Annotated in this window: 19 protein-coding genes; 4 read left to right on the top strand and 15 right to left on the bottom strand. The window is 41.8% G+C overall.

Features of this window, described 5'->3' with window-relative positions; translation table 11 throughout:
* Nucleotides 1-144: 144 nt before the first annotated feature.
* The 4 genes from ACFPRA_RS17920 to ACFPRA_RS17905 all read right to left on the bottom strand — a co-directional run bounded on the left by ACFPRA_RS17920 (nucleotide 145) and on the right by ACFPRA_RS17905 (nucleotide 4,786).
* Nucleotides 145-1,410 carry an MFS transporter gene (locus tag ACFPRA_RS17920; RefSeq protein WP_381437754.1) on the bottom strand — a complete coding sequence of 422 codons (1,266 nt, stop codon included), beginning with the start codon at nucleotides 1,408-1,410 and terminating at the stop codon, nucleotides 145-147.
* Between the two features lie 221 nt (nucleotides 1,411-1,631).
* Nucleotides 1,632-2,474 carry an MBL fold metallo-hydrolase gene (locus tag ACFPRA_RS17915; protein WP_381437752.1) on the bottom strand — a complete coding sequence of 281 codons (843 nt, stop codon included), beginning with the start codon at nucleotides 2,472-2,474 and terminating at the stop codon, nucleotides 1,632-1,634.
* 169 nt (nucleotides 2,475-2,643) lie between these two features.
* On the bottom strand, nucleotides 2,644-3,837 hold the full coding sequence (locus ACFPRA_RS17910; RefSeq protein WP_381437750.1) for an ROK family transcriptional regulator: 1,194 nt from the start codon (nucleotides 3,835-3,837) through the stop codon (nucleotides 2,644-2,646).
* Between the two features lie 70 nt (nucleotides 3,838-3,907).
* Nucleotides 3,908-4,786, bottom strand: a complete 879-nt coding sequence (locus tag ACFPRA_RS17905) for a LysR family transcriptional regulator (protein WP_381437748.1) — start codon at nucleotides 4,784-4,786, stop codon at nucleotides 3,908-3,910.
* Nucleotides 4,787-5,233: 447 nt separating this feature from the next.
* Here ACFPRA_RS17905 and ACFPRA_RS17900 point away from each other — a divergent pair, with 447 nt between their 5' ends.
* From ACFPRA_RS17900 to ACFPRA_RS17885, 4 genes are all read left to right on the top strand, one after another.
* Nucleotides 5,234-5,935: a response regulator transcription factor gene (locus tag ACFPRA_RS17900; RefSeq protein WP_381437746.1), complete on the top strand. Its 702-nt coding sequence runs from the start codon at nucleotides 5,234-5,236 to the stop codon at nucleotides 5,933-5,935.
* Entirely contained in the window at nucleotides 5,932-7,389 is a 1,458-nt protein-coding gene (locus tag ACFPRA_RS17895) for a sensor histidine kinase (RefSeq protein WP_381437744.1), read from the top strand. The genes ACFPRA_RS17900 and ACFPRA_RS17895 overlap by 4 nt, the downstream gene beginning before the upstream one ends.
* The gene (locus tag ACFPRA_RS17890; RefSeq protein WP_381437742.1) at nucleotides 7,301-8,473 is read left to right on the top strand and encodes a LolA family protein; all 1,173 of its coding nucleotides are present in this window, start codon (nucleotides 7,301-7,303) and stop codon (nucleotides 8,471-8,473) included. Before ACFPRA_RS17895 ends, ACFPRA_RS17890 begins: the two co-directional genes overlap by 89 nt.
* Nucleotides 8,474-8,590: 117 nt before the next feature.
* Complete coding sequence (locus ACFPRA_RS17885) at nucleotides 8,591-9,220, top strand: hypothetical protein (RefSeq protein ID WP_381437740.1); 630 nt, start codon at nucleotides 8,591-8,593, stop codon at nucleotides 9,218-9,220.
* A gap of 372 nt (nucleotides 9,221-9,592) precedes the next feature.
* Here ACFPRA_RS17885 and ACFPRA_RS17880 read toward each other — a convergent pair whose 3' ends face one another.
* From ACFPRA_RS17880 to ACFPRA_RS17830, 11 genes are all read right to left on the bottom strand, one after another.
* Entirely contained in the window at nucleotides 9,593-10,039 is a 447-nt protein-coding gene (locus tag ACFPRA_RS17880) for a hypothetical protein (protein WP_381437886.1), read from the bottom strand.
* A gap of 33 nt (nucleotides 10,040-10,072) precedes the next feature.
* On the bottom strand, nucleotides 10,073-10,921 hold the full coding sequence (locus tag ACFPRA_RS17875) for a YcxB family protein (protein ID WP_381437737.1): 849 nt from the start codon (nucleotides 10,919-10,921) through the stop codon (nucleotides 10,073-10,075).
* A gap of 90 nt (nucleotides 10,922-11,011) precedes the next feature.
* Nucleotides 11,012-11,410: a hypothetical protein gene (locus tag ACFPRA_RS17870; RefSeq protein WP_381437735.1), complete on the bottom strand. Its 399-nt coding sequence runs from the start codon at nucleotides 11,408-11,410 to the stop codon at nucleotides 11,012-11,014.
* A gap of 216 nt (nucleotides 11,411-11,626) precedes the next feature.
* Complete coding sequence (locus ACFPRA_RS17865; RefSeq protein ID WP_381437733.1) at nucleotides 11,627-12,085, bottom strand: hypothetical protein; 459 nt, start codon at nucleotides 12,083-12,085, stop codon at nucleotides 11,627-11,629.
* Nucleotides 12,086-12,212: 127 nt separating this feature from the next.
* Entirely contained in the window at nucleotides 12,213-12,935 is a 723-nt protein-coding gene (locus tag ACFPRA_RS17860) for an HAD-IIB family hydrolase (RefSeq protein ID WP_381437731.1), read from the bottom strand.
* On the bottom strand, nucleotides 12,841-14,127 hold the full coding sequence (locus tag ACFPRA_RS17855; protein WP_381437729.1) for a glycosyltransferase: 1,287 nt from the start codon (nucleotides 14,125-14,127) through the stop codon (nucleotides 12,841-12,843). Before ACFPRA_RS17855 ends, ACFPRA_RS17860 begins: the two co-directional genes overlap by 95 nt.
* 176 nt (nucleotides 14,128-14,303) lie before the next feature.
* A complete protein-coding gene (locus ACFPRA_RS17850; RefSeq protein ID WP_381437726.1) occupies nucleotides 14,304-14,684 on the bottom strand; it encodes a KGG domain-containing protein in 381 nt (126 codons plus the stop codon).
* Nucleotides 14,685-14,916: 232 nt separating this feature from the next.
* Nucleotides 14,917-15,798 (bottom strand): DMT family transporter, encoded by an 882-nt coding sequence (locus tag ACFPRA_RS17845; RefSeq protein ID WP_381437724.1) that lies wholly within the window; start codon nucleotides 15,796-15,798, stop codon nucleotides 14,917-14,919.
* A 34-nt stretch (nucleotides 15,799-15,832) separates the two neighbouring features.
* Nucleotides 15,833-16,855 (bottom strand): NAD(P)H-dependent flavin oxidoreductase, encoded by a 1,023-nt coding sequence (locus ACFPRA_RS17840; RefSeq protein ID WP_381437721.1) that lies wholly within the window; start codon nucleotides 16,853-16,855, stop codon nucleotides 15,833-15,835.
* A gap of 547 nt (nucleotides 16,856-17,402) precedes the next feature.
* On the bottom strand, nucleotides 17,403-18,563 hold the full coding sequence (locus ACFPRA_RS17835) for a PstS family phosphate ABC transporter substrate-binding protein (RefSeq protein WP_381437719.1): 1,161 nt from the start codon (nucleotides 18,561-18,563) through the stop codon (nucleotides 17,403-17,405).
* 52 nt (nucleotides 18,564-18,615) lie between these two features.
* On the bottom strand, nucleotides 18,616-19,164 hold the full coding sequence (locus tag ACFPRA_RS17830) for a hypothetical protein (protein WP_381437717.1): 549 nt from the start codon (nucleotides 19,162-19,164) through the stop codon (nucleotides 18,616-18,618).
* Nucleotides 19,165-19,174 lie beyond the last annotated feature (10 nt).

Genomic DNA, 19,174 nt, shown 5'->3' with positions numbered 1-19,174 from the left:
GAGTACCAGCGCCGTAAAATCAAACCAAAAAGTCGCTTGCGAACTCTAAATCATTCGTAAGCGACTTGCTGTTTAAAAATTTAATACAAGCTACATGTAACTTGCACCCCATCTACATTCGACGATAAAGGTAACCATACTTTTTTAAGATACCGATAAAGAATCGCTAAGCGTTCCTTTCCCGGTTCGAATTCTCTTTTCAGGATTCACAAAAATCCAAAAGGCTAGTCCAAAGACAAATAGAAGTGAAGCGGCCAATGCAATCGAGTAACTGAATCCAAGCGCAACGTTCGCCCCAGCTGATTGGACAAGTATACCTGTAAGCATAGGAGCTATAATACCTGCTGTATTCATAAATGATGTACTTAAACTTGACATTAATCCTGCACGATCTGGAAGAAGTTGCATCAAAACCTGTGGGCTAATCGCTAAAATTGTATAAGATAACCCTTTCGCGAAAACAAAGGCAATCGTTACCCATACCGGATTTTGGATAATTGCAGCCGAACCCAAAAATAATCCTGAAAGCACTAATGCAACACCCGCTAAGTAGACACGGGATATCCGGAAATTCTGGGTTTTCTTGAACAGCTTGTCCGAATAAGTCGAAATCGCAATAGCGACGATCACGGAACCTACTCCGATGATCAAAGCCGTATACCCCATATGCATTGGGGACATATGAATAACATTGGTTAGGTAACTTGGCATCCAAAGCGCTAGCCATGTTGTTAACCAGAAGGCCGAAAAAGCAGCCATTAGCGTTAACAAACAATTGGTTGAACGTAAAACGACAAGAAATTCGGACCATTTAAACTTTTGTCTTGTTGGTTGTATAGCTTCTAATTTCTTTTCTGCCTTCATCTTCGTTTCCGGCAAAAATAGCCAAATCATTAGAAATAGTAAACTAAGTATGCCTAGGGAGGCAAAGCCGATACGCCAACCAAAATTTTCAATCACAGCCACTAAAATAGGTGCTGAGGCTAAAGCGCCTATCATACCACCTGCATTTAGAATAGAGATCGCCATCCCGCGTGATTCAGGCTTAAACCATTTGCTAAGATGACTGATCGCAGTCGGAGCAAAAGGGCCTTCCCCCGCTCCCAATAAAACACGATATAAAATCAACATAGGAAGCCCTACAATTGCAAATGCTCCAAATTGTAAAATTGTCCATCCTAATAACATGAAACCTATGACTTTTTTCGTCCCAACTTTATCTGACCATGCCGCTCCAAAAATGCCTGCTATTGAAAATAACCAGAAAAAACTACTCCCCACTAATCCCCATTGCGTATATGTGAGATTAAACTCACTCATAATTGCATTTGCCGCATATCCTACAATCGATTTATCCGCAAAGTTAACGACCATTGCAAAAAATAAAAATGTAAGTACACCCCAGCGCATATCTCCTTCACCCTCCACTTTGTTATTCGCAATTACAGACGAAGCCTTGAATTCCTGCTTTCTAAAACTGTGCATCTCTCGTGATAGCGTTTTCAATTTAGGTAAAAATTGATTTCCGTACTCCTTTTCCACACATCGTTTTACGACTTTGCATGGTTCCCTTTTATTCACTTGTTGCCGAATTTTGGAGGAGTATGCGTTACTCCCCCTTTTTACTCTTCTTAATTAACCGGACTTTTTACTGCAACCTGAATGATATCCAAGTCTTTCGGGATGATAATCTTACCATTGAACACTTCGGCTGCATCTACCATTGCCTGCTTAGGGTCCATCTTAGGCAAAAAGTGGGTTAACACTAATTGATCTACATTCGCTCTTCTTGCAGTTTCTGCCGCTTGTGCCGGGGTACAATGTTCTTTTTGCAAGTTCTCCCAAATTTTCGAGGCATTTGTCATTTGATCACCTTCAATACGTGTCAAAGCCGAGTCATGAATTAACAAATTGGCTCCCTGGGCCAGCTTCACAAGTTCGTCTGTTGGTGGTGCTGTATCACCTGAGAAAACAACGGACACTCCTTCTTTTTCAAACCGGTATGCATATGTCGGGACATTATGAATCATTCGAGCACAGTGAATTTCCATCGGTAATTCCACATCCACATGTCCTGGCTCTTCAATTTCAATAACTTTCACGTCACGTATCCCCGCTTCTGGTCTACCAAGCGACATCCGATATTCAATATCATCTTCCAGCATTTCAATTAACAAATCGTGCATTTTTTTTGTACCAACCGGTCCGACGATGGTCAGCTCACGGCGTCCTTCTACCCAACCACTTATTAAAAAGTTGGCGTACCCCAACATATGGTCAGCATGTAAATGAGTAAAGAACACATGCTTTACTTTCTGCGGTGGGACGCCCGCTTTCACCAACTGCATCGTCGCTCCTTCTCCGCAGTCGACTAATATAGGCACATCTTCCATTTGTAATAGAGATGCTGAAGATAACCTTTCTGTATTTAGTCTCGGACTACCTGTACCTAACATAATGACTGAATGACTCATTATTTTCCTCCCTTTCATTTATACCAATTTGGAACAAATAGAGCAAAAAAATTAGATAAAACATCAATTTCTTTTTGTTTATTCTATTTTGATATTAATTACGCGATATTGTCACTTTAGCTTAATTTTTCAAAAAAATCAACACTGTTTTTCAAAATAATTAGTGCGACTACTCACTAAAATACGAATCAAAGAGCAAAATAGCGACGCCAACAGCCGCTGCATTTCCTTTTAGGATTCCTTGACCATAGATGATTTCTTTCTCCTTTTGTACATTTTGTGTCGTGTATTGAATAACTTGGTTGTAATACTCTTCAAACTCATAAATAAAGGGGCCATTTACGATGACCAGATCCGGGTTGAAAAGGTTCACTAAATTGGAAAGTCCAGTTCCCAAATAACGGGAAGATCTTAAGATCACTTCCTCCGTTATTTTATCGCCTTGTAAGAAGTACTCCATCATCTCATTAAACGAAGCTTTTTGAAACAGCTCCTCATTCATGTTGTCAAGCAACGCATTTTCTTTTTTCAATTCCGTAAGAATACCTTTAAATGACGTGTATGCAACAATGCAACCCCGCTTACCGCAAGAACATTCATTTCCATCCATATCAATGATCATATGGCCGTATCCATTTTCGCCTGCATAATGATCCTGTAAAATCCTACCGTCCATGACGACCCCGCAGTCCATCCCCCAGCCTCCACTAATGCAATACAGTATATTTTTGTGCATGAAACCGGCAGCATGATACTCAGCAATTGCCGCTGCATTCGGACTTTTTTTCAATAAAATCTTGACCGGGAATTTATCCTGGAGCATTTCTACGATGCGAACATTTTCCCAATTTGCCATCAGAAGGGAATTAGGGCTCAACAGCATTCCCTCTTCCTGGTTTAAAGGACCGATAATCGCAAGGCCAATACCCAATAATTTTTTCTCATCAAAATGATATTTTTCCATAAAATCGTGAATAATGCTTTCTAATTTTCGTATGACAAATTCAGGTGTATGGATAGAAGTCATCACAAATGACTCCTGATCGATCTGTTTGAATCGTAGATCCACCAGTACAATGTTTGTCTTCATCCGAGAAATGTGAACACCGATGATATAATTGCAATCTGATTCCACATCATACAATATAGGCGGGCGGCCTACAGACGATATGCCGTATCCATTTTCCTTTATAAACTTATTTTTTAATAGTTCGTCAATCATACGCGTTAATGTTGTTTTTTTAATTTCCGTTTTTTCGATTAAATCTACTCTTCGAATCGGTCCATATCTATGGATTAATAAATATAACTTTTTCAATTCTTGATTTTTTTGAGTTGTATTTTCAAGGAATCGTTTAAACATTTCGTCACCCGCCAGAACATATTTATGATCAACCTCAGCAAGCTGGTGATTTTAGAATAGTCCTACATCGTTACTTGATAAATTCTACAAAATCCGATATGCCTGCCTTACTAAATCTTTTATTTTTTTGGACGAGCCATAGATTTCTCGTCATTTTTATCCCGGGAACCTCGACTTGGTGCAAGAAACCTTGTTCCAATTCCCTAGCCACCGTCAGCTTGGGTAAGATACTGATTCCAAGCCCAGCCTCTACGGCACTTTTGATCGCCTGTGTACTTCCAATCTCCATATAACTTTCAATTTTTTCTAAGATTCCGTACTCCCTTAAAGTGTTTTCTACAATAAGGCGCGTCCCTGAAATGGCTTCACGCCAGATCATCCGCTCATTCGCCAATTCTTGAATTTGGATTTCTTTTCTGTCTTTCCATGGATGATCAGGTGGGCAAACAAGCACCAATTCATCTTCAGCAAACTTCTCCACCTTAAATGCACTGTTCTCCACCAAGCCTTCAACCAAAGCCAAATCAATCACATCATTCGATAACTCCTCCAAAACTCGAGGGGTATTATTGATGGATAACGTCACTCTTATATCCGGTTTCTGCTTCTTAAATCTACCTAATAAGCTTGGCAGAAAATACTCGCCAATGGTCAATGATGCCCCTACTGTGAGATGGATATTAGACTCTCCTGTTAGTTGCTGAATGACTTCTTTTGAATGGTTAAAGTCATTGACAATCGCTTTGGCAAAGTGATATAAAATCTTCCCCGTTTCGGTCACTTTCAATTTTCCTTCCGAACGGTCAAACAACAAAGTTCCATAGAAATCTTCCAATTGATGGATCTTTCTTGTGATCGCAGGCTGAGAAACGAAACACAACCTTGCAACTTGACTGATACTTCCCTCATCCACAACTAGACAAAATATCTTGAGATTTTCGATGTTCAAGTGAATGACCTCCGAGACTTTTTACACCTCTTCATTATACATGATTGGAACAAATACGGGATATCACGGTTTTTCGTTTGAATACGATGCTGGCTAAAGATTTTCCAGTGATCAAAACGTTTTGTTAGGCCCAATACATTTGTTCCATATTGCCTTCCTCCATTTATTTGCTAACGTTAGATGAAGAAAGTCAATTACGCCTCGGCGTAATTGCGTCCAGATTTTGAATTGCGCTTGCGCAATTAACTCCTTTCAAAATCTGTGACATCCGCCGGAGGCTTTATCTTCGTTCAGCGGGCGTTTGAACACCCGCTGACCAGGAAACAAAACTGCATTCATCCCGCCACCTACAGAGGTGGGAGTCTTCTGCTGAATGAAGATAAAGTATTTATAAAGTTTCCAGAACTTGAAAATTGCTATGCTACATTTGTATTGGGAGGCAGCGACATGAAGGCAAATATTTTAATAGTTGAAGATGATACAGAAATTGCACGTGTGATTCGCGATACGCTTGTTTCTGCTGGACACCATGTGACTTGGGCGACAACGGGTCTTGAAGGATTGGATGATTTTCAATCCGGTTCGTATGACTTAGTGCTGATCGACTTAATGTTACCGGAAATGGATGGTTTTACATTATGCCGCAATATTCGTTGGAAGAGCGATATCCCCATTATCATCGTTAGCGCGCGTAAAGATGATGTCGATAAAATCGAAGGGTTAGGGCTCGGGGCGGACGATTATGTTGCGAAGCCGTTTAGTTTGGCGGAGTTGCAAGCCCGCATCGATTCGCATTTAAGACGATGGTTTCGTTATAACGGCGTACAAGTGGCCATTGAAGAGGTTCATTTTGCACAAGATTTAACGATCAGCTGGAATTTAGAGCGAGCATATTTATGTGGCCAGGAATTATCTTTAACGCATAAGGAATTTGAATTACTTCGTGTCTTGGCACAAAATAGCGAGCGCATATTTTCAAAAAACGAGCTGTATGAACATATTTGGCAACAGGCAGATATGGATGGTGCCCATACCGTCACGGTACACATCAAATCGTTGCGTGAAAAGCTTGGAGACCCTGTGAAAACACCGCGCTTTATCCAAACCGTATGGGGAAAGGGTTATCGCTTCATCGGTGAACCGTTATGAAAATTAAAACATGGCTGCTGCTTTCTTATATCATCGTCATGCTTCTCCCACTCGGCGCGGCTTACGGATTATTCGCATGGATCAATGCGTATCACCAAGACCGGAATGTCGAAGAATATTTTCTGAAATGGACCGAATTACAAGCTATTTTACCGATTGTCGAAGATCCAGCGCTCTACCAGTTTGGGATTGAATATGAACAGCTCGATGCGTTAACTGATGCGCATACGGCGATCGAGCTCTATTCGAAGGATGGTTATTTATTGTACACATCCAACCCTTTAAGAAAGACGGTTCAGTCACTTGAAGCAAAAGAAAATCTATACAAAAACTTATATGTATTTGACCAAAGTTACCGTTCTTTTACGTACCGTGCTCCGGTTTTTTCCGCTAAGGAACTGGTTGGCTTTTACGAAGTAAAGCTTGCTCGTGCAGAGTGGGTAGACGGTGTAACCAACCGCACTTGGTTTGTCGTTGTCCTATTTGTCGTTTTCATTTCTGGCATTTTCCTAGTAGTCGTCATGCTGGTAAATCACAAATTAAATCGTCGACTCGCCCATTTGATGCGACAGATGAAAATTTTTGCCGAGCATGGAACAGTCGAACAGATTGAACAACAAAACGACGAAATTGGAGAACTTGCTGCAAGCTTTGATGAGATGCGACAGCAAATTGAGGCAGCCCGTGACAATCTGGCGCAGGAGCAACGTGAAAAGGCTTATATGATTGCGAGCATTTCGCATGACTTAAAAACGCCCCTTACTTCCATACGCGCATATGCCGAATCTCTTGGGAATGAGCAAAATTTGCCCGTATCTCGACAAAAGGAATACCAAGAAGTCATCATTCAAAAGGCGCATTACATGCAACAAATGCTTGATGATTTGTTGATGTACACATTGCTCCAATCGCCGAGCTACGAGATCGAGCTCGTAGAAGTGGAAGGGAGCGAGTTTTTTGAGATGCTCGTGTCCGATTATGAGCCACTCTGTCTGGAAAGAAAAATTACGTTGCATACATTTTGCGAAGTAGAGGGCGTGTATGCGGTCAATCCGAAACAGCTGTTACGCGTGGCGGATAATCTAATGAGCAATGCGATGAAACATACGAAGAAAAACGGTGAAATTATACTTGCTGCTGTTTCTCCACAATATGTACCAGAGGAAATCATGCCGTTTGCCACATCACTTTTCAGCAAGCAAGATGGGATATATTTCATTGTACAAAATAGCGGAATTGGCATTGCACCTGAAGCGTTGGCATTTGTATTCGAGCCCCTCTATCAAACCGATACAGCACGTACGAAAAAAGAGGATACCGGCACAGGACTCGGTTTAAGTATTACGAAGCGGATGATTGAAAAGCATGGTGGAACTGTGCAAATCGCTTCAGAAAAAAATAGCGGCACTTGCGTTGTATGCTGGTTGCCGACAATTAAAAGGATTGGTGAATAAGATGAAAATCATGAACACAATGAAAGTGTTTGGACTCGCAACGGTCATGTCGATAGGTTTGTATGCCTGTTCAACAGAGGATAGTCAATACTCTCCGGAACAAGTGATCCAAAATGCACTGAAGGATACGGAGAAGGTTTCTTCCTACTATGCGGAGGCAGTCATGAATTCGGTTGACGACTCAGGTGAAATCTTGATGAAAGAGTGGTATGCAGACGGCAAGCGCCGCACAGAAACAGAGTTGAAGGGTACAGAAGATAAGGCCATTGCTGTTAATGATGGAAAACAACTGACCCTATACGAAACGGCAACAAATTCAGCAATGGTAGTGGAGCTTTCAGACGAGATGGCAGCACTAGGTCAGCAATCGCCGAAGGATCAGGCTGAACAACTATTAAAAGGCGTTAGGGATACACATTCTATCTCACTTGTCGGTGAAGAAAAAATAGCAGGTCGTGATGCCTATCATTTAAAAGCAAAAGTAAAGGACAGCCATTCACTTTATGGCGATCATGAGATTTGGGTAGATAAACAGAATTGGTTTGTGTTAAAAGCCGTGTCAACGAGTGATGATTTACAATTCGAAACCGAGTATACAAAAATTGAATTTGACGTAAAAGTAGAGGACGAGCTTTTTGTATTGGACTTGCCAGCAGATGTTGAAATTCAGGATCTTTCAGCTGATTTAGAGGAAAGCATTATTCCGTCTTTGGACGAGGCGATTGAGATAATGGAAAAACCGTTTTTGTATATGAAAGAAAACGAATCGCTAAAGATTCATCAAATCAGTGCAATGTTCATGAATAGCGAGCAAATGAATACGGAATTGACACTGACTTACAGCAAAGATAATGTACCTTACTTCTCGCTTAGCGCTTTCAAAATCGATGAAGAGGATCAGAAAGCTTTGGATGATGAAAGCTTATCGATTCGTGGTCTGCGTGGCGATAAAACAGAGATAGAAAATTTCCGCTTATTGAACTGGGCAGAGAACGGTTATGGCTATAGCGTGATTTTATTAGATCCAAGCCTCACATTTGAAGAAATGTTGGCGTTGATTGAGGATATGGAATACGTACAATAAGAGAAGCGGCTATGTTTTGGATTTTTCGAAGCATAGCCGCCTTTCGGGTAGGCGAATCACTCTGCGTCCAAGTATGGTACACTAGTATTTACCAAAGCGATGATGGAGGAAGATTCATTGACTACTACACAAACGATGTCGATCCACCGTGCTTTAACTGAATTAAAGACCTTGAATGAGCGGATACCAAAAGCGATCTATGAAGCGGATTTCATTGCAACAGATCGCAAATCGGCACAGAAAATCAAAGGCATGTCCATCGAAGACTATGAAAAAACCATCCAATCCGGTTTTGACAAAGCCTCTGCATTAATTGAACGACGCATTCAAATTAAAGACGCGATAGTCCAATCGAACGCGGTTACAGAAGTCATCGTAGCTGGCGAAACGATGACTGTAGCTAAGGCGATCGAGCGCAAGGTTTCCATTGAACATGAAGAAAGATTATTAGCTTCTATGATTGAAGCGCGTAGAACGGCAATCAATAAATTGACAAAAGAAAATGATTCCCTCCCTAAACGGTTGGAAGAATATTTAACGGCCATTTTGGGAAATAAAGAACACGCAAAAAAAGAGGAAGTAGAGCTACATACGAAGTCATTTATGGAGCGCAACGAATACGTTTTAATCGACCCGTTAAAAATCGATAAACGCATCGAGGAGCTGGAAGAAAAAATTTCAAGCTTCAAATCGGAAGTCGACGCAGTCCTCTCCGAATCAAATGCGATCACAAAAATCACGGTTTAACAAACAATCCATCAATTGCATGCGTATTCGAAAACGATGCCCACAAGACCCTTCTTTCGTTGGCATTTCTTTGGGTGAACAAGTAAAGCCAACACTCAACTTACAATCTAATGGTGTACTAATTGACGATAAAAGCTCAAGGTTTAACGCTCAAAGTTGTAAAAATTACGCCTTAAAGTTCTTTATTGTTTAAAGTTTACCGATTAGCGTTCAAAACTCTTTCAAATCTTGGGTTACCAGTTACGGGATTCTTGTGTTCGCCCATCGTCATCTGCCAAGCTGAATACTTCGTGCAATTCGTACCTAAAGTGAAAATCGGTAAGGGAGATGCTCCTTTACCGATTTTTTATCTACGTAGTAAGCTCCGCCTCATTACCGCGGAAAAATCCGTTCTCCACGGTTATGCAATTCAAATGACTCCTCGGCATCATCCCATTTTACATGTACTTGGATAACCTCATCTTCCCCTACTTTTGCTCCTCCTTTTGAACTTCCACTGGTCGTAAAGACAACTTCAGTTAGGGGTTCATCGAATTCCATACTCTTACTCCCGCTACTCATAATTGTTTCATATGCGAATTCGAGTGTTTTCACAGGGGTCAGTTCCTCCAAGGTTCCCTTGTATTTTACCGTAAAGATATAGCTACTTTCATTCGAATAGGTCACACTATTATTCTTTTTTCCCCATTTTTCCGTTCCTTGAACAAAGTATTCTGCTACCCAATGCTCACTTTCTCCTGTAAAAGAATAGTCATAGTCGCTAACCTCTTGATTGGAACAAGCCGTTAGAAATAAAACTGTCAGCAAGGCTGTCAGCATTTTTCTCAACAGAACCACTCCCTCAGTGTCTTCTTAGTGTATGAGTCTTGACTGGATATAGTCTCTGACTTCATCCACGTGATCGATTTCCCGCTTCGGTAGAATATAGGCACTGACTGAGCTATTGTACAAATAGATGTATCCGTCATCTTCTTTGAAACCGGTTATCCCGGACCAAGTTACTTTTGTTTCCCTCTGTGAAGAAGTATCGGCGATTCCTTCCTCCGTCATTTTCATGCAATGCTCGCCTAATAGTCCTTCATTCTTCCCTTCTTTGATCATTTTCTTTGCATTGCGGGTAATGAGGTTGTAAAAATACTTTGGATAGAAAAGGATCCATAGAATGCTCATAATGAAAAAAGTGATAAATAACGGTAGAAAGGGCATGTCACTTATCGCCGAGTAAATATAGGCAATGAGAATAAAGAATAAGGGCGATAAAAACCGCTGCCATGTCAAAGCTTGTTTCCCTGTCTTTGAATTTTTGATATGGTATAAATTGAAGTGTATATAATCTTCTTCTGTTAGGTTGTAGTTTATTACCATTTCAATCTCCTTTTTTGATAGTGTCTTTGTTGATGAACTGCTTTCATTTCGAGCGGCGAGATGACTACTGTCGTTTTTTTGCACAAAGGAATAAATGAAAATAAGCAATCCAATGATCAGCCCCAAGCCCATGATTACGAGGGAAATAAAACCATAAGCCATACCAGCCCACTGACCAATGATGAAGATGCTAATGACCAACAGTGTAACGCCCAGTTGAAAGATGAGATACGGAACAAAATAACGTTTGTGTTTCCGGTAAAAGGATCTAAAATAAGCCCATCCGAAAATACACAAAACGATGCTACCTATCCAAATGAGATACACCCATCCCATTACTTAACCTCCTTGGAAAAGACGTTTGTTGTTGAGGAATTGCTAAAGTTAAAGACTTCCCACACATCATACTTCTATTTCCTGAGCCAACTAACCTTCTAACATTGCCAAATAAGGAATCTCTTCGCCTTCAATAACTGCAATATATACAGCGTTATTCGTCCTATAGATCTTTGTGCCAACGGGTAATTTGTTTGATACGCCGTTAGTAAATACAATTGCTTTGTCTGTTTGTCTGGTTATTTCTCCAACTTGTTCGCCTACTTTATAGTCTATTTGTTGTACCCATTCGATATTTTGGACATTTGAATACACAATATCCTCGAGCATAAAAATATCCACCTCTGCATTCTTCAGAAAATCTTTTGGTGTAGGATTTTCTTTTATTCCTGTATTGCATCCCGCTGTAAACATGACAAGTAGCAGAATCGAATAGATTAAAAGCCCTCCTGATTTTACATCATTTATGAAAACATTGCGTAAAAACATTCTAGTATCCTCCCTCTAATGGATTTCGATTCGTAGACAGTAATTCAGGGTTTGTTATAATTACGGTAGAAACGGCTATAGTAAAAAGACCGCAACGATGTTAGCGCATCGTCGCGGTGCTCATAATAGCGGGTTCCCGTACGGGAGTCAGCGTCCACAGAGGAAATAATCCACCTAAGCCGCGAAACTCAAGGGTGGATAATTTCTTTTGTAGAATCACTCTGGCTCAACTTCAAGCATAAAGGCATAGAAGGCATCCCCATTTGATACTTTCTCTTCTTTTTCATCCATCCACCATGCCCCATAAGAATAATAATAGATTCCTGGTTCAGTAGGCGCAGTAAAATGATTATCTTGCACTGTGACTTCAGTTTCCACACTATCATTCATCTGTAAAACATGAAATTCATTTGGTTTTGGTTCATAATCCATCACAACATAAATGGTTTCTCCGGGTTTTATCTTGATAGGCTCTTTCCCTTCCAAAATTTCAAACGGACCAACCGTATCGACACACGTATTCCCCCAGCAATAAGTGCCAAGCGTGGTTTCATGGGTTTCACCTTCAATTTCAATATAGACTTTCGGTGGCTTTGCTCCTGATATTCCGCCGTTTACACATCCCGACAAAATCAATAAGATCAAAGTGATCACCGGTAATAGCCTTTTATTCATCTAGACCCCTCCCTATCTACTAGACGGTCATATTTACACAAAGTTACAGCTTTCAAAAGTGCAACCACAAAAACAAACACATTCTTTCAAACAGACTTGCTTGTTTGAAAGAACGTGTTTGAATGGGTCAACTTCCATAAAAATGGAGCCAAGCCTCGTGGATGCCTTTCGCACAGTTCTTCTGTGCATGATAAAGACGGGGATGGGGGTCGATCGCAGTCAGCTCGGGTTGAGCATTTCCGACAATAACAGCCGGATAACCGAGGGTGAGCATGTCGAGGTCATTGCCTGAATCACCAGCCACAAGAACTTGGACGTCTTCTGGCGCATACCTTTCAATTACATAGTTCAGCGCTTTCCCTTTCCCACTTTTTTCAGGCAACACATCGACGTCCCGATTGGAACTGATGATCATTTTATGAGGGATGTGGGCTTGGACAAGCGCTTTTTCAAAGTCATGTACAGTACTATCATTAGGTGAAAAAGTGAATGAAATGCGGCGATTATCAGGTAGCGACTGTCTATGCAATGACGGCAAAGCCGAAGCCATTTCAATAATCCGTTCCGGTTGCCATTCGGCCTGCATTTGCTGTTTCCATTCCTCCTCTTCCACTAGCTGTACGTCTCGGTAAATTGCCGTTCCGACATCTGTGATGAGAATGTCCGGCTGCGGCAAATTTTCCGCTTCAATAAGCGAAAGAGTGGAAGCCAGATGTCTACCTGTCACATAGACAAGTGCCACGTCATAAGGCAGTTCATCGTAATACAGCAGCAGTTCCCGTAGCGCCTCTTGATCGCCCACCAACGTACCGTCGAGATCTGTCGCCAGCATATGCGTTTTTCTTTTCATTCAACGTCACCTCATACAATTTATTTATTTTTTTCGATAACGCCGGCCATCTAAACTCCTTGTTGGCAAAGGCAGCCGCTGTCATGCCGAGCCGCTTGGCATATGTTTGATTGGTCAGTAATGTTTTCATGGCGGACGCCAAACTTTGCACATCATTTTTTTCGATATGCAAACCGGTCATCCGATTTTTCACTACTTCCTTAAGACCCCCTACATTCGATGCGATAACCGGGCATCCACAGGCTTGGGCTTCAGCTGCCACCATTCCGAAGGATTCATAATGCGAAGGAACAATGGTACCTGTCGCTCCATTGAAAAGGGAAGCCAGCTGATATTGTGACTGGCCGCCGATAAAATCGATCCGATTTTCCAATCCCTTGATGGTGGCCCGTAATGCATGATGCTTCGGCAACTTTTTGGCAGTATCGACACTATCCGCGTCGCCACCTGCGATGAGAAGCTTCGCGGAATCCGGTACTTCATCCCCTTCAACAAGTCGACGGAAAGCGTGTAAGAGTGTATAAATCCCTTTTGTCTTTTCAAGTCTGCCGGCAAATGCAAAATACGGGTTATTAGATACTTCTTTTTGCTTTTGCAAAGGTTGGAATGCATTGTCGACTCCGATTGCAACGACTGACATAGGAGCTGGCTGGTTGACAAAGCTCCGGATGAGGTCAGCCTCATTTTCTGTTGTGGTGATAATTTGATCCGCCGTACTTAAGATCAGCTTTTCCGCAGCCAATCGAGTCGGCTCCTGTACACCGGTAACCTGTTCTTTCGCTACACTTAGTGAATGGTTCGTATGAATCCATGGCATCGGATACTCCTTCTTCACAATCGAGCCTAATAGACCGGATAACCAATAATGGGTGTGCACAAGATCATAGGATGCAAGCTGAATGGTATTTTTCATTTCGGCATAGAAATCGGGCAGGAGATTGAACATCTCATTTTTAGGAACATACTCTTTGCGGCCCGCCGCAATCCGGATGACACGGCAGGAATCACCAAATACTTCTATTTGCGAATCAGTCGAGTCTACCCAATGGGTGACGACATCCACTTGGTTTCCCTCTTTTTCAAGCGCCAAAGCCAGCTGTTTAACATAATTATTTTGCCCGCCTGCCTGTTCGCTGCCTAATGGTGCTAACGGATCGCCGTGATCTGAGATGAACAAAACTTTCTTCTGCAATTTACAAGTCCCCTTTTCGTTTTTAATAGTGGTATTCTGGATTCCGTCATGCTTTTTATAGGATTGAAAACCTTTCCTGTAGATATAATTTCAATAAAAAACCAACCCCCAACACACTTCAATGTTGTGCTGGGGGTTGGTTTGTAGCTGTTGAATGTGTTGGTTAAACTACATTATTAGTCGTTGTCGTGGCTATGTTTGCCGCCTTTGCGACCTGCTTCGGATCGGCTCATTTTACCTCTTCCGCCGTTATCGTCATCATCGTTATTGTTATTATTGTCATTTTGTCGAGCACGGGCTTCTCCGCCCTTTTGACCGATTTCTTCATAGAACTCACGGTCATGATTCTTGGCAGTCGCCTCTCCGCCTTTTTTACCGATCTTTTCATAAAACTCACGGTCATGGCTTTCAGCTGTCGCTTCTCCACCTTTTCTACCAATCTCTTCGTAGAATTCTCTACCGTGGTTCTTTGCCGTGGCTTCTCCGCCTTTACGACCTGCCTCTTCTAGGGACATTCCATTTTGGTTGTTGTTACGATTATTGTCGTTTTTAGCCATTGCTGAATCTCTCCTTTAAAAAGTTTTGGTCTAACACTCTCTTATATAGCCTTATCCACCCGCCTAAAACGTATATGACAGACTTGTAAGAAATGCAAAATACTTGTCATAATGTTATCGAAAGATAATGTTTGAAGCGAAAGAGAGAGGGAAGACTGATAAGGTTGTAGATAAAGAAAAAGATTACAATGCAACGATTCCGCTTGGTTCGTTGCACTGTAATCTCTATCAATCAAGTGATTTCTTCTATCTCTTTCTTTTTGATAAAACTAAACTTTGTTTCTGAGAGTAGGATCGCCCCAAGAATGAGAATAGCACCGATGATCATTTTCGTTGTCAATACTTCACTTAAAATGACAACCGAAAAGGCCGTGCCCCAAAACGATTCGGTTGACAGAATAATTGCTGCCTTTGTTTCAGTGATGAATTTCTGCGCCACGGTCTGCAGTAAATAAGCAATGGTCGTTGAAAAAATACCAAGATAAAGCAGTGGTAGCAATCCTTCCGATTCGAGCGAAAACGATGTTTCCCCTTTGAAACCAACCACAATCCATCCAATGACCGCCGCTATGACCATTTGAATAATCGTGAGCAATACGGCATCTTCGTCTTTGACAAATTTCGCCGTGTAAAAGATATGGAACGCGAAGCCAACCGCACAACAGAGCGTCAGTAAATCCCCGATATTGATTCCCGTGGATAATTTCAATGACAATACTGCAATGCCGACCAACGCCAGAATCGCGCCGCCCAATTCAAACAGATCGATTTTCCGCTTATACAATAAAAAACCGATAAATGGGACAATGACAACATTGACCGCTGTTAAAAACGCATTTTTAGAAGGGGTCGTATATTGCAAGCCCACGGTTTGAAGCGCAAAGGCGATGTATAAAAAGAGGCCTAGTACGGTCCCTTTAAAGAGCGTGCTTTTCTTGATATATCTTAATTTCTTATAAAACACCAAGCAAAGGATGAGCGTGCCAATTAAGAACCTTCCCGCCAATATTTGATAAGGCGTGTAATGTTCCAAAGACACAGCGCTTGCTACAAAGCCGCTCCCCCAAATAATCGCTGTAATCATCAGCCCAATTTCACCCATATATTTCTTCATCAATTCCCACCGCCATTTTTCTTCAATAGTCTTATTATAGCGGATGAATGAGTTGTGCAAGTATTTCTTTTATTGTTCCTTCTCTACTCATATGCACACTTTCTCCTGCCCATAGCGAGATAAAATCTCGTTTTCCTTGCTGAGCCGCCGCTTTGCGGATTTCTTTCGTCAAATCATTTTGGTAAGGGTATGGCGCAATGATCGCTTCTTTCATGTCCATCATAAATTGGTTGCGAATGCCGCGCGCTGTTTTACCCGAAAAAGCTTTTGTGAATACGGTGCACCCTTCATCCGCCTCCAAAACGGCTTGCTTATATACAGGATGAGCGCCACTTTCTTCAGCCGCAAGCAAGATGGTTCCAATTTGAACTGCTTGTGCACCAGCTGCCAATGCATGATCTATGCTTTCTTTCGTCGCGATACCGCCTGCTGCGATAACAGGGATTTGAACGGATGCGACAATAGATGTAAGCAATTCCTGAAGTGGAATGAACGTTAATTCCCCCGAAAACGATCCTCGGTGTCCACCCGCTTCGCTCCCTTGTGCAACAACGGCATCCATGCCCGCTTGTTCTGCTAGCTTCGCCTCTTCCACGGTCGTTGCCGTCCCAATAAGATATACATCATGCTCTTTCAGCAATCGTATCGTCTCTTCATTCGGCAAGCCGAATGTGAACGAACAGATTTTCACACCTTCTTCCACAACTACCCGGATTTGTTCATCAAATTCAGGTTCCGACAGCGGAGCTTTCCAAAATGGCATGCCGAGCTGTTTACCAATCGGTTGTAATGCCTCATAAGCTTCCCGCAAATAAGGCTGGTCCATCTTGACATTCTCTGGCACAAACAAATTAACCGCAAATGGCTTCTCCGTCCGCTCTTTCACCTCTCGAATAAACTGCCGTGTCGCCTCTGCCGATAAATAGCCCGCACCAATTGAACCGAGCATTCCTGCCTCTGCAGCCGCCGATACAAATTCCGGCGTCGTCACCCCTGCCATTGGAGCTTGAACGATCGGGTACTTGATTGCTAGTATAGTTGTGATCTGATTATCCATTTCCGATTCCCCCTGTCTAATTCTCCCCTTCATGCTTTCAATGCATCATCATTATAAAGAACAAAGACAAAAAAATGATAAGAAATGTGTAAAATCCTCCCGCTATCTTCTGACTACGGTAATACCTGCCATCTTTCATCTTTTGCAGCAAGGTTACAAGATTTAGAAACCACAAAATACCGATGACTGGCGTAAGAATCCATAAAAATCCCATCAAGGCTACTCATTCCTTTTTCAAGTGAATCCCAACTAACAAAACCTTCTGAAATTACCTCATAGTCAAGTATACCTGATTTCTAGCGGACTCGTCACTATCTCCGATAGTCCATCTATCCCTATGCACGGCGGGTTGATCAACACATATATGACATAAATAGAGGTTCCAATTATTATATCAGCGTCCTCATCAGTTATATCAGTGCTTGAAGTGGATTTATAGGCGATTACAATACATATATCGGCGCTTAACCAGTACATATCAGCGAAACAGGCCTATGGACTCGCCTACTTCCATACAAAAAACCACAACCTTGTTGGCCGCGACATATTATTGAAACGAGACATACCCCGTCTTCTCCACAATCTCTTGCCCCTGTTCCGACAAAACCCACTCGATGAACGCATCGATATGCGGGTTGTCACTCCCTGCAGTGACGGCATAAAATTCACTTGTAATCGGATAGTCGCCGGAACGGATCGTTTCTTTTGTCGGTTCGACACCGTTGACTGCCAGTAAACGGATTTTATCGTTTCGAACCATTTCAGTGGAGTAGAATCGGAATGTAAAACCGATTGCATTGTTGTAGTTTGTATAGGCTGATACTTGGTCGATAATCCCTCCCATAAGATCTATTACATTGTCAACTGGAGGTTCCATAATCGGTACATTCCCCATCAGTTTTTGAAGCGCTGTCTGACTACCGCTGTCTTGCGGTCGTTGAAATGCCCGAATGGCTTTATTTTTACCACCGACCTCTTTCCAATTTGTTAATTCCCCCGAGTAAATGCCCCTGATTTCATCCATCGTCAGATCTTCCACTTTATTTTTTGAGTTGACGAAAAAGACAAATGCTTCTTTACCGATAGGGGTCAATTTTAATTCTTTCCCTGCACGTTTTGCTGCCGCCACCTGATCCTTAGAAGGCCCTGCTACAAAAATTAAGTCCACCTCGCCATTAATCAAATTTTCATAAGCGACATGCGTCATATTTGACATCACTTCACTATCATACAAAGGATACGTTTTCTCCGGATAGACTGCCTGCGCGAATGCTGCGTACATCGGATACAATGCAGTAGCTCCATCCAGAATCGGCAAGTCCGCTTTCAACGCCAAAGTCGCGGGCTCGTCCAACTTCACCGCTTTTGTCCCTTCCTCAAATGGCATATACTGATGCAAATCCACTTCTGCATCGCCGACACGATCCAATGATTGCTTGTACCAGTCCGACATCGCAAAGGATAAACCGACGACTGCAATAACCGCTGTCCCCCCGTAAAAAGCTTTCTTGCCGGATACGTGCTTAAACCACCCAAACACTTTGAAAGTAAGTAGATAAACTAAAAAAACATAGAGCGCGATAATCAACGGAATGATATACATCATCCACGGAATGAATAAAAAAGAGCCAATCAACATCGCAAATGCCAAAATAGACGATAGAATAATGATCACGACTATATTCCCGATAACCGACAATATTTTCAAATGAACCCCTCCCATAAAAAAATTTATGTTACTAATTCCGCTTCACCTTTTCTTATTCGATGAAGTCTCCTTTAAAAAAGGGTGGGATTCCCGCCTCTTTTAAGAAATATTTTATGTCAGTCGGGTTATCTACCACTCTTCTTTTAGGCATCAAGATGCTCTCTCTTAACCTCTTAAATAACTCTGCGTCCACTTCAGGGAACCACACTTCATACGAATATTTATGATTATCTTCAATTTGTATTAAAAACCGAATAATATATTCATACATTACAGGAAAGTTTTTCTCAATCTGTTCATGATGTGTAACAAAAGCTTCAACGTAATTATTCAATTCATGACTTGGTTCATTAGGTGAATAGCTACCTATAAATTTACGTTCGTGTTGAGGGTTAAAAGCAAAACTGCACTTTTCATGCCAATTGCCCAACATCACCGTGAATTCTGCGAGTGCACATTTTCGGGTTTCAAAGTCCGGGTCATTAAAATATAAATAATAGTCATCGTATTCACTACCTTCGCCAGTATGAAAGTAACCGAGCCCTACATTTTCAAGTCCCGCTGTCACTTTTTCCACGATGGATTTTCCATTTCCCTCCATCTCTCTTCCT

This window comes from Sporosarcina soli (genome assembly GCF_042655805.1).
Taxonomy (GTDB): domain Bacteria; phylum Bacillota; class Bacilli; order Bacillales_A; family Planococcaceae; genus Sporosarcina; species Sporosarcina soli.
Note: the sequence above shows the minus strand (reverse complement) of the source record. Positions and strands in the feature narration are given on the sequence as shown.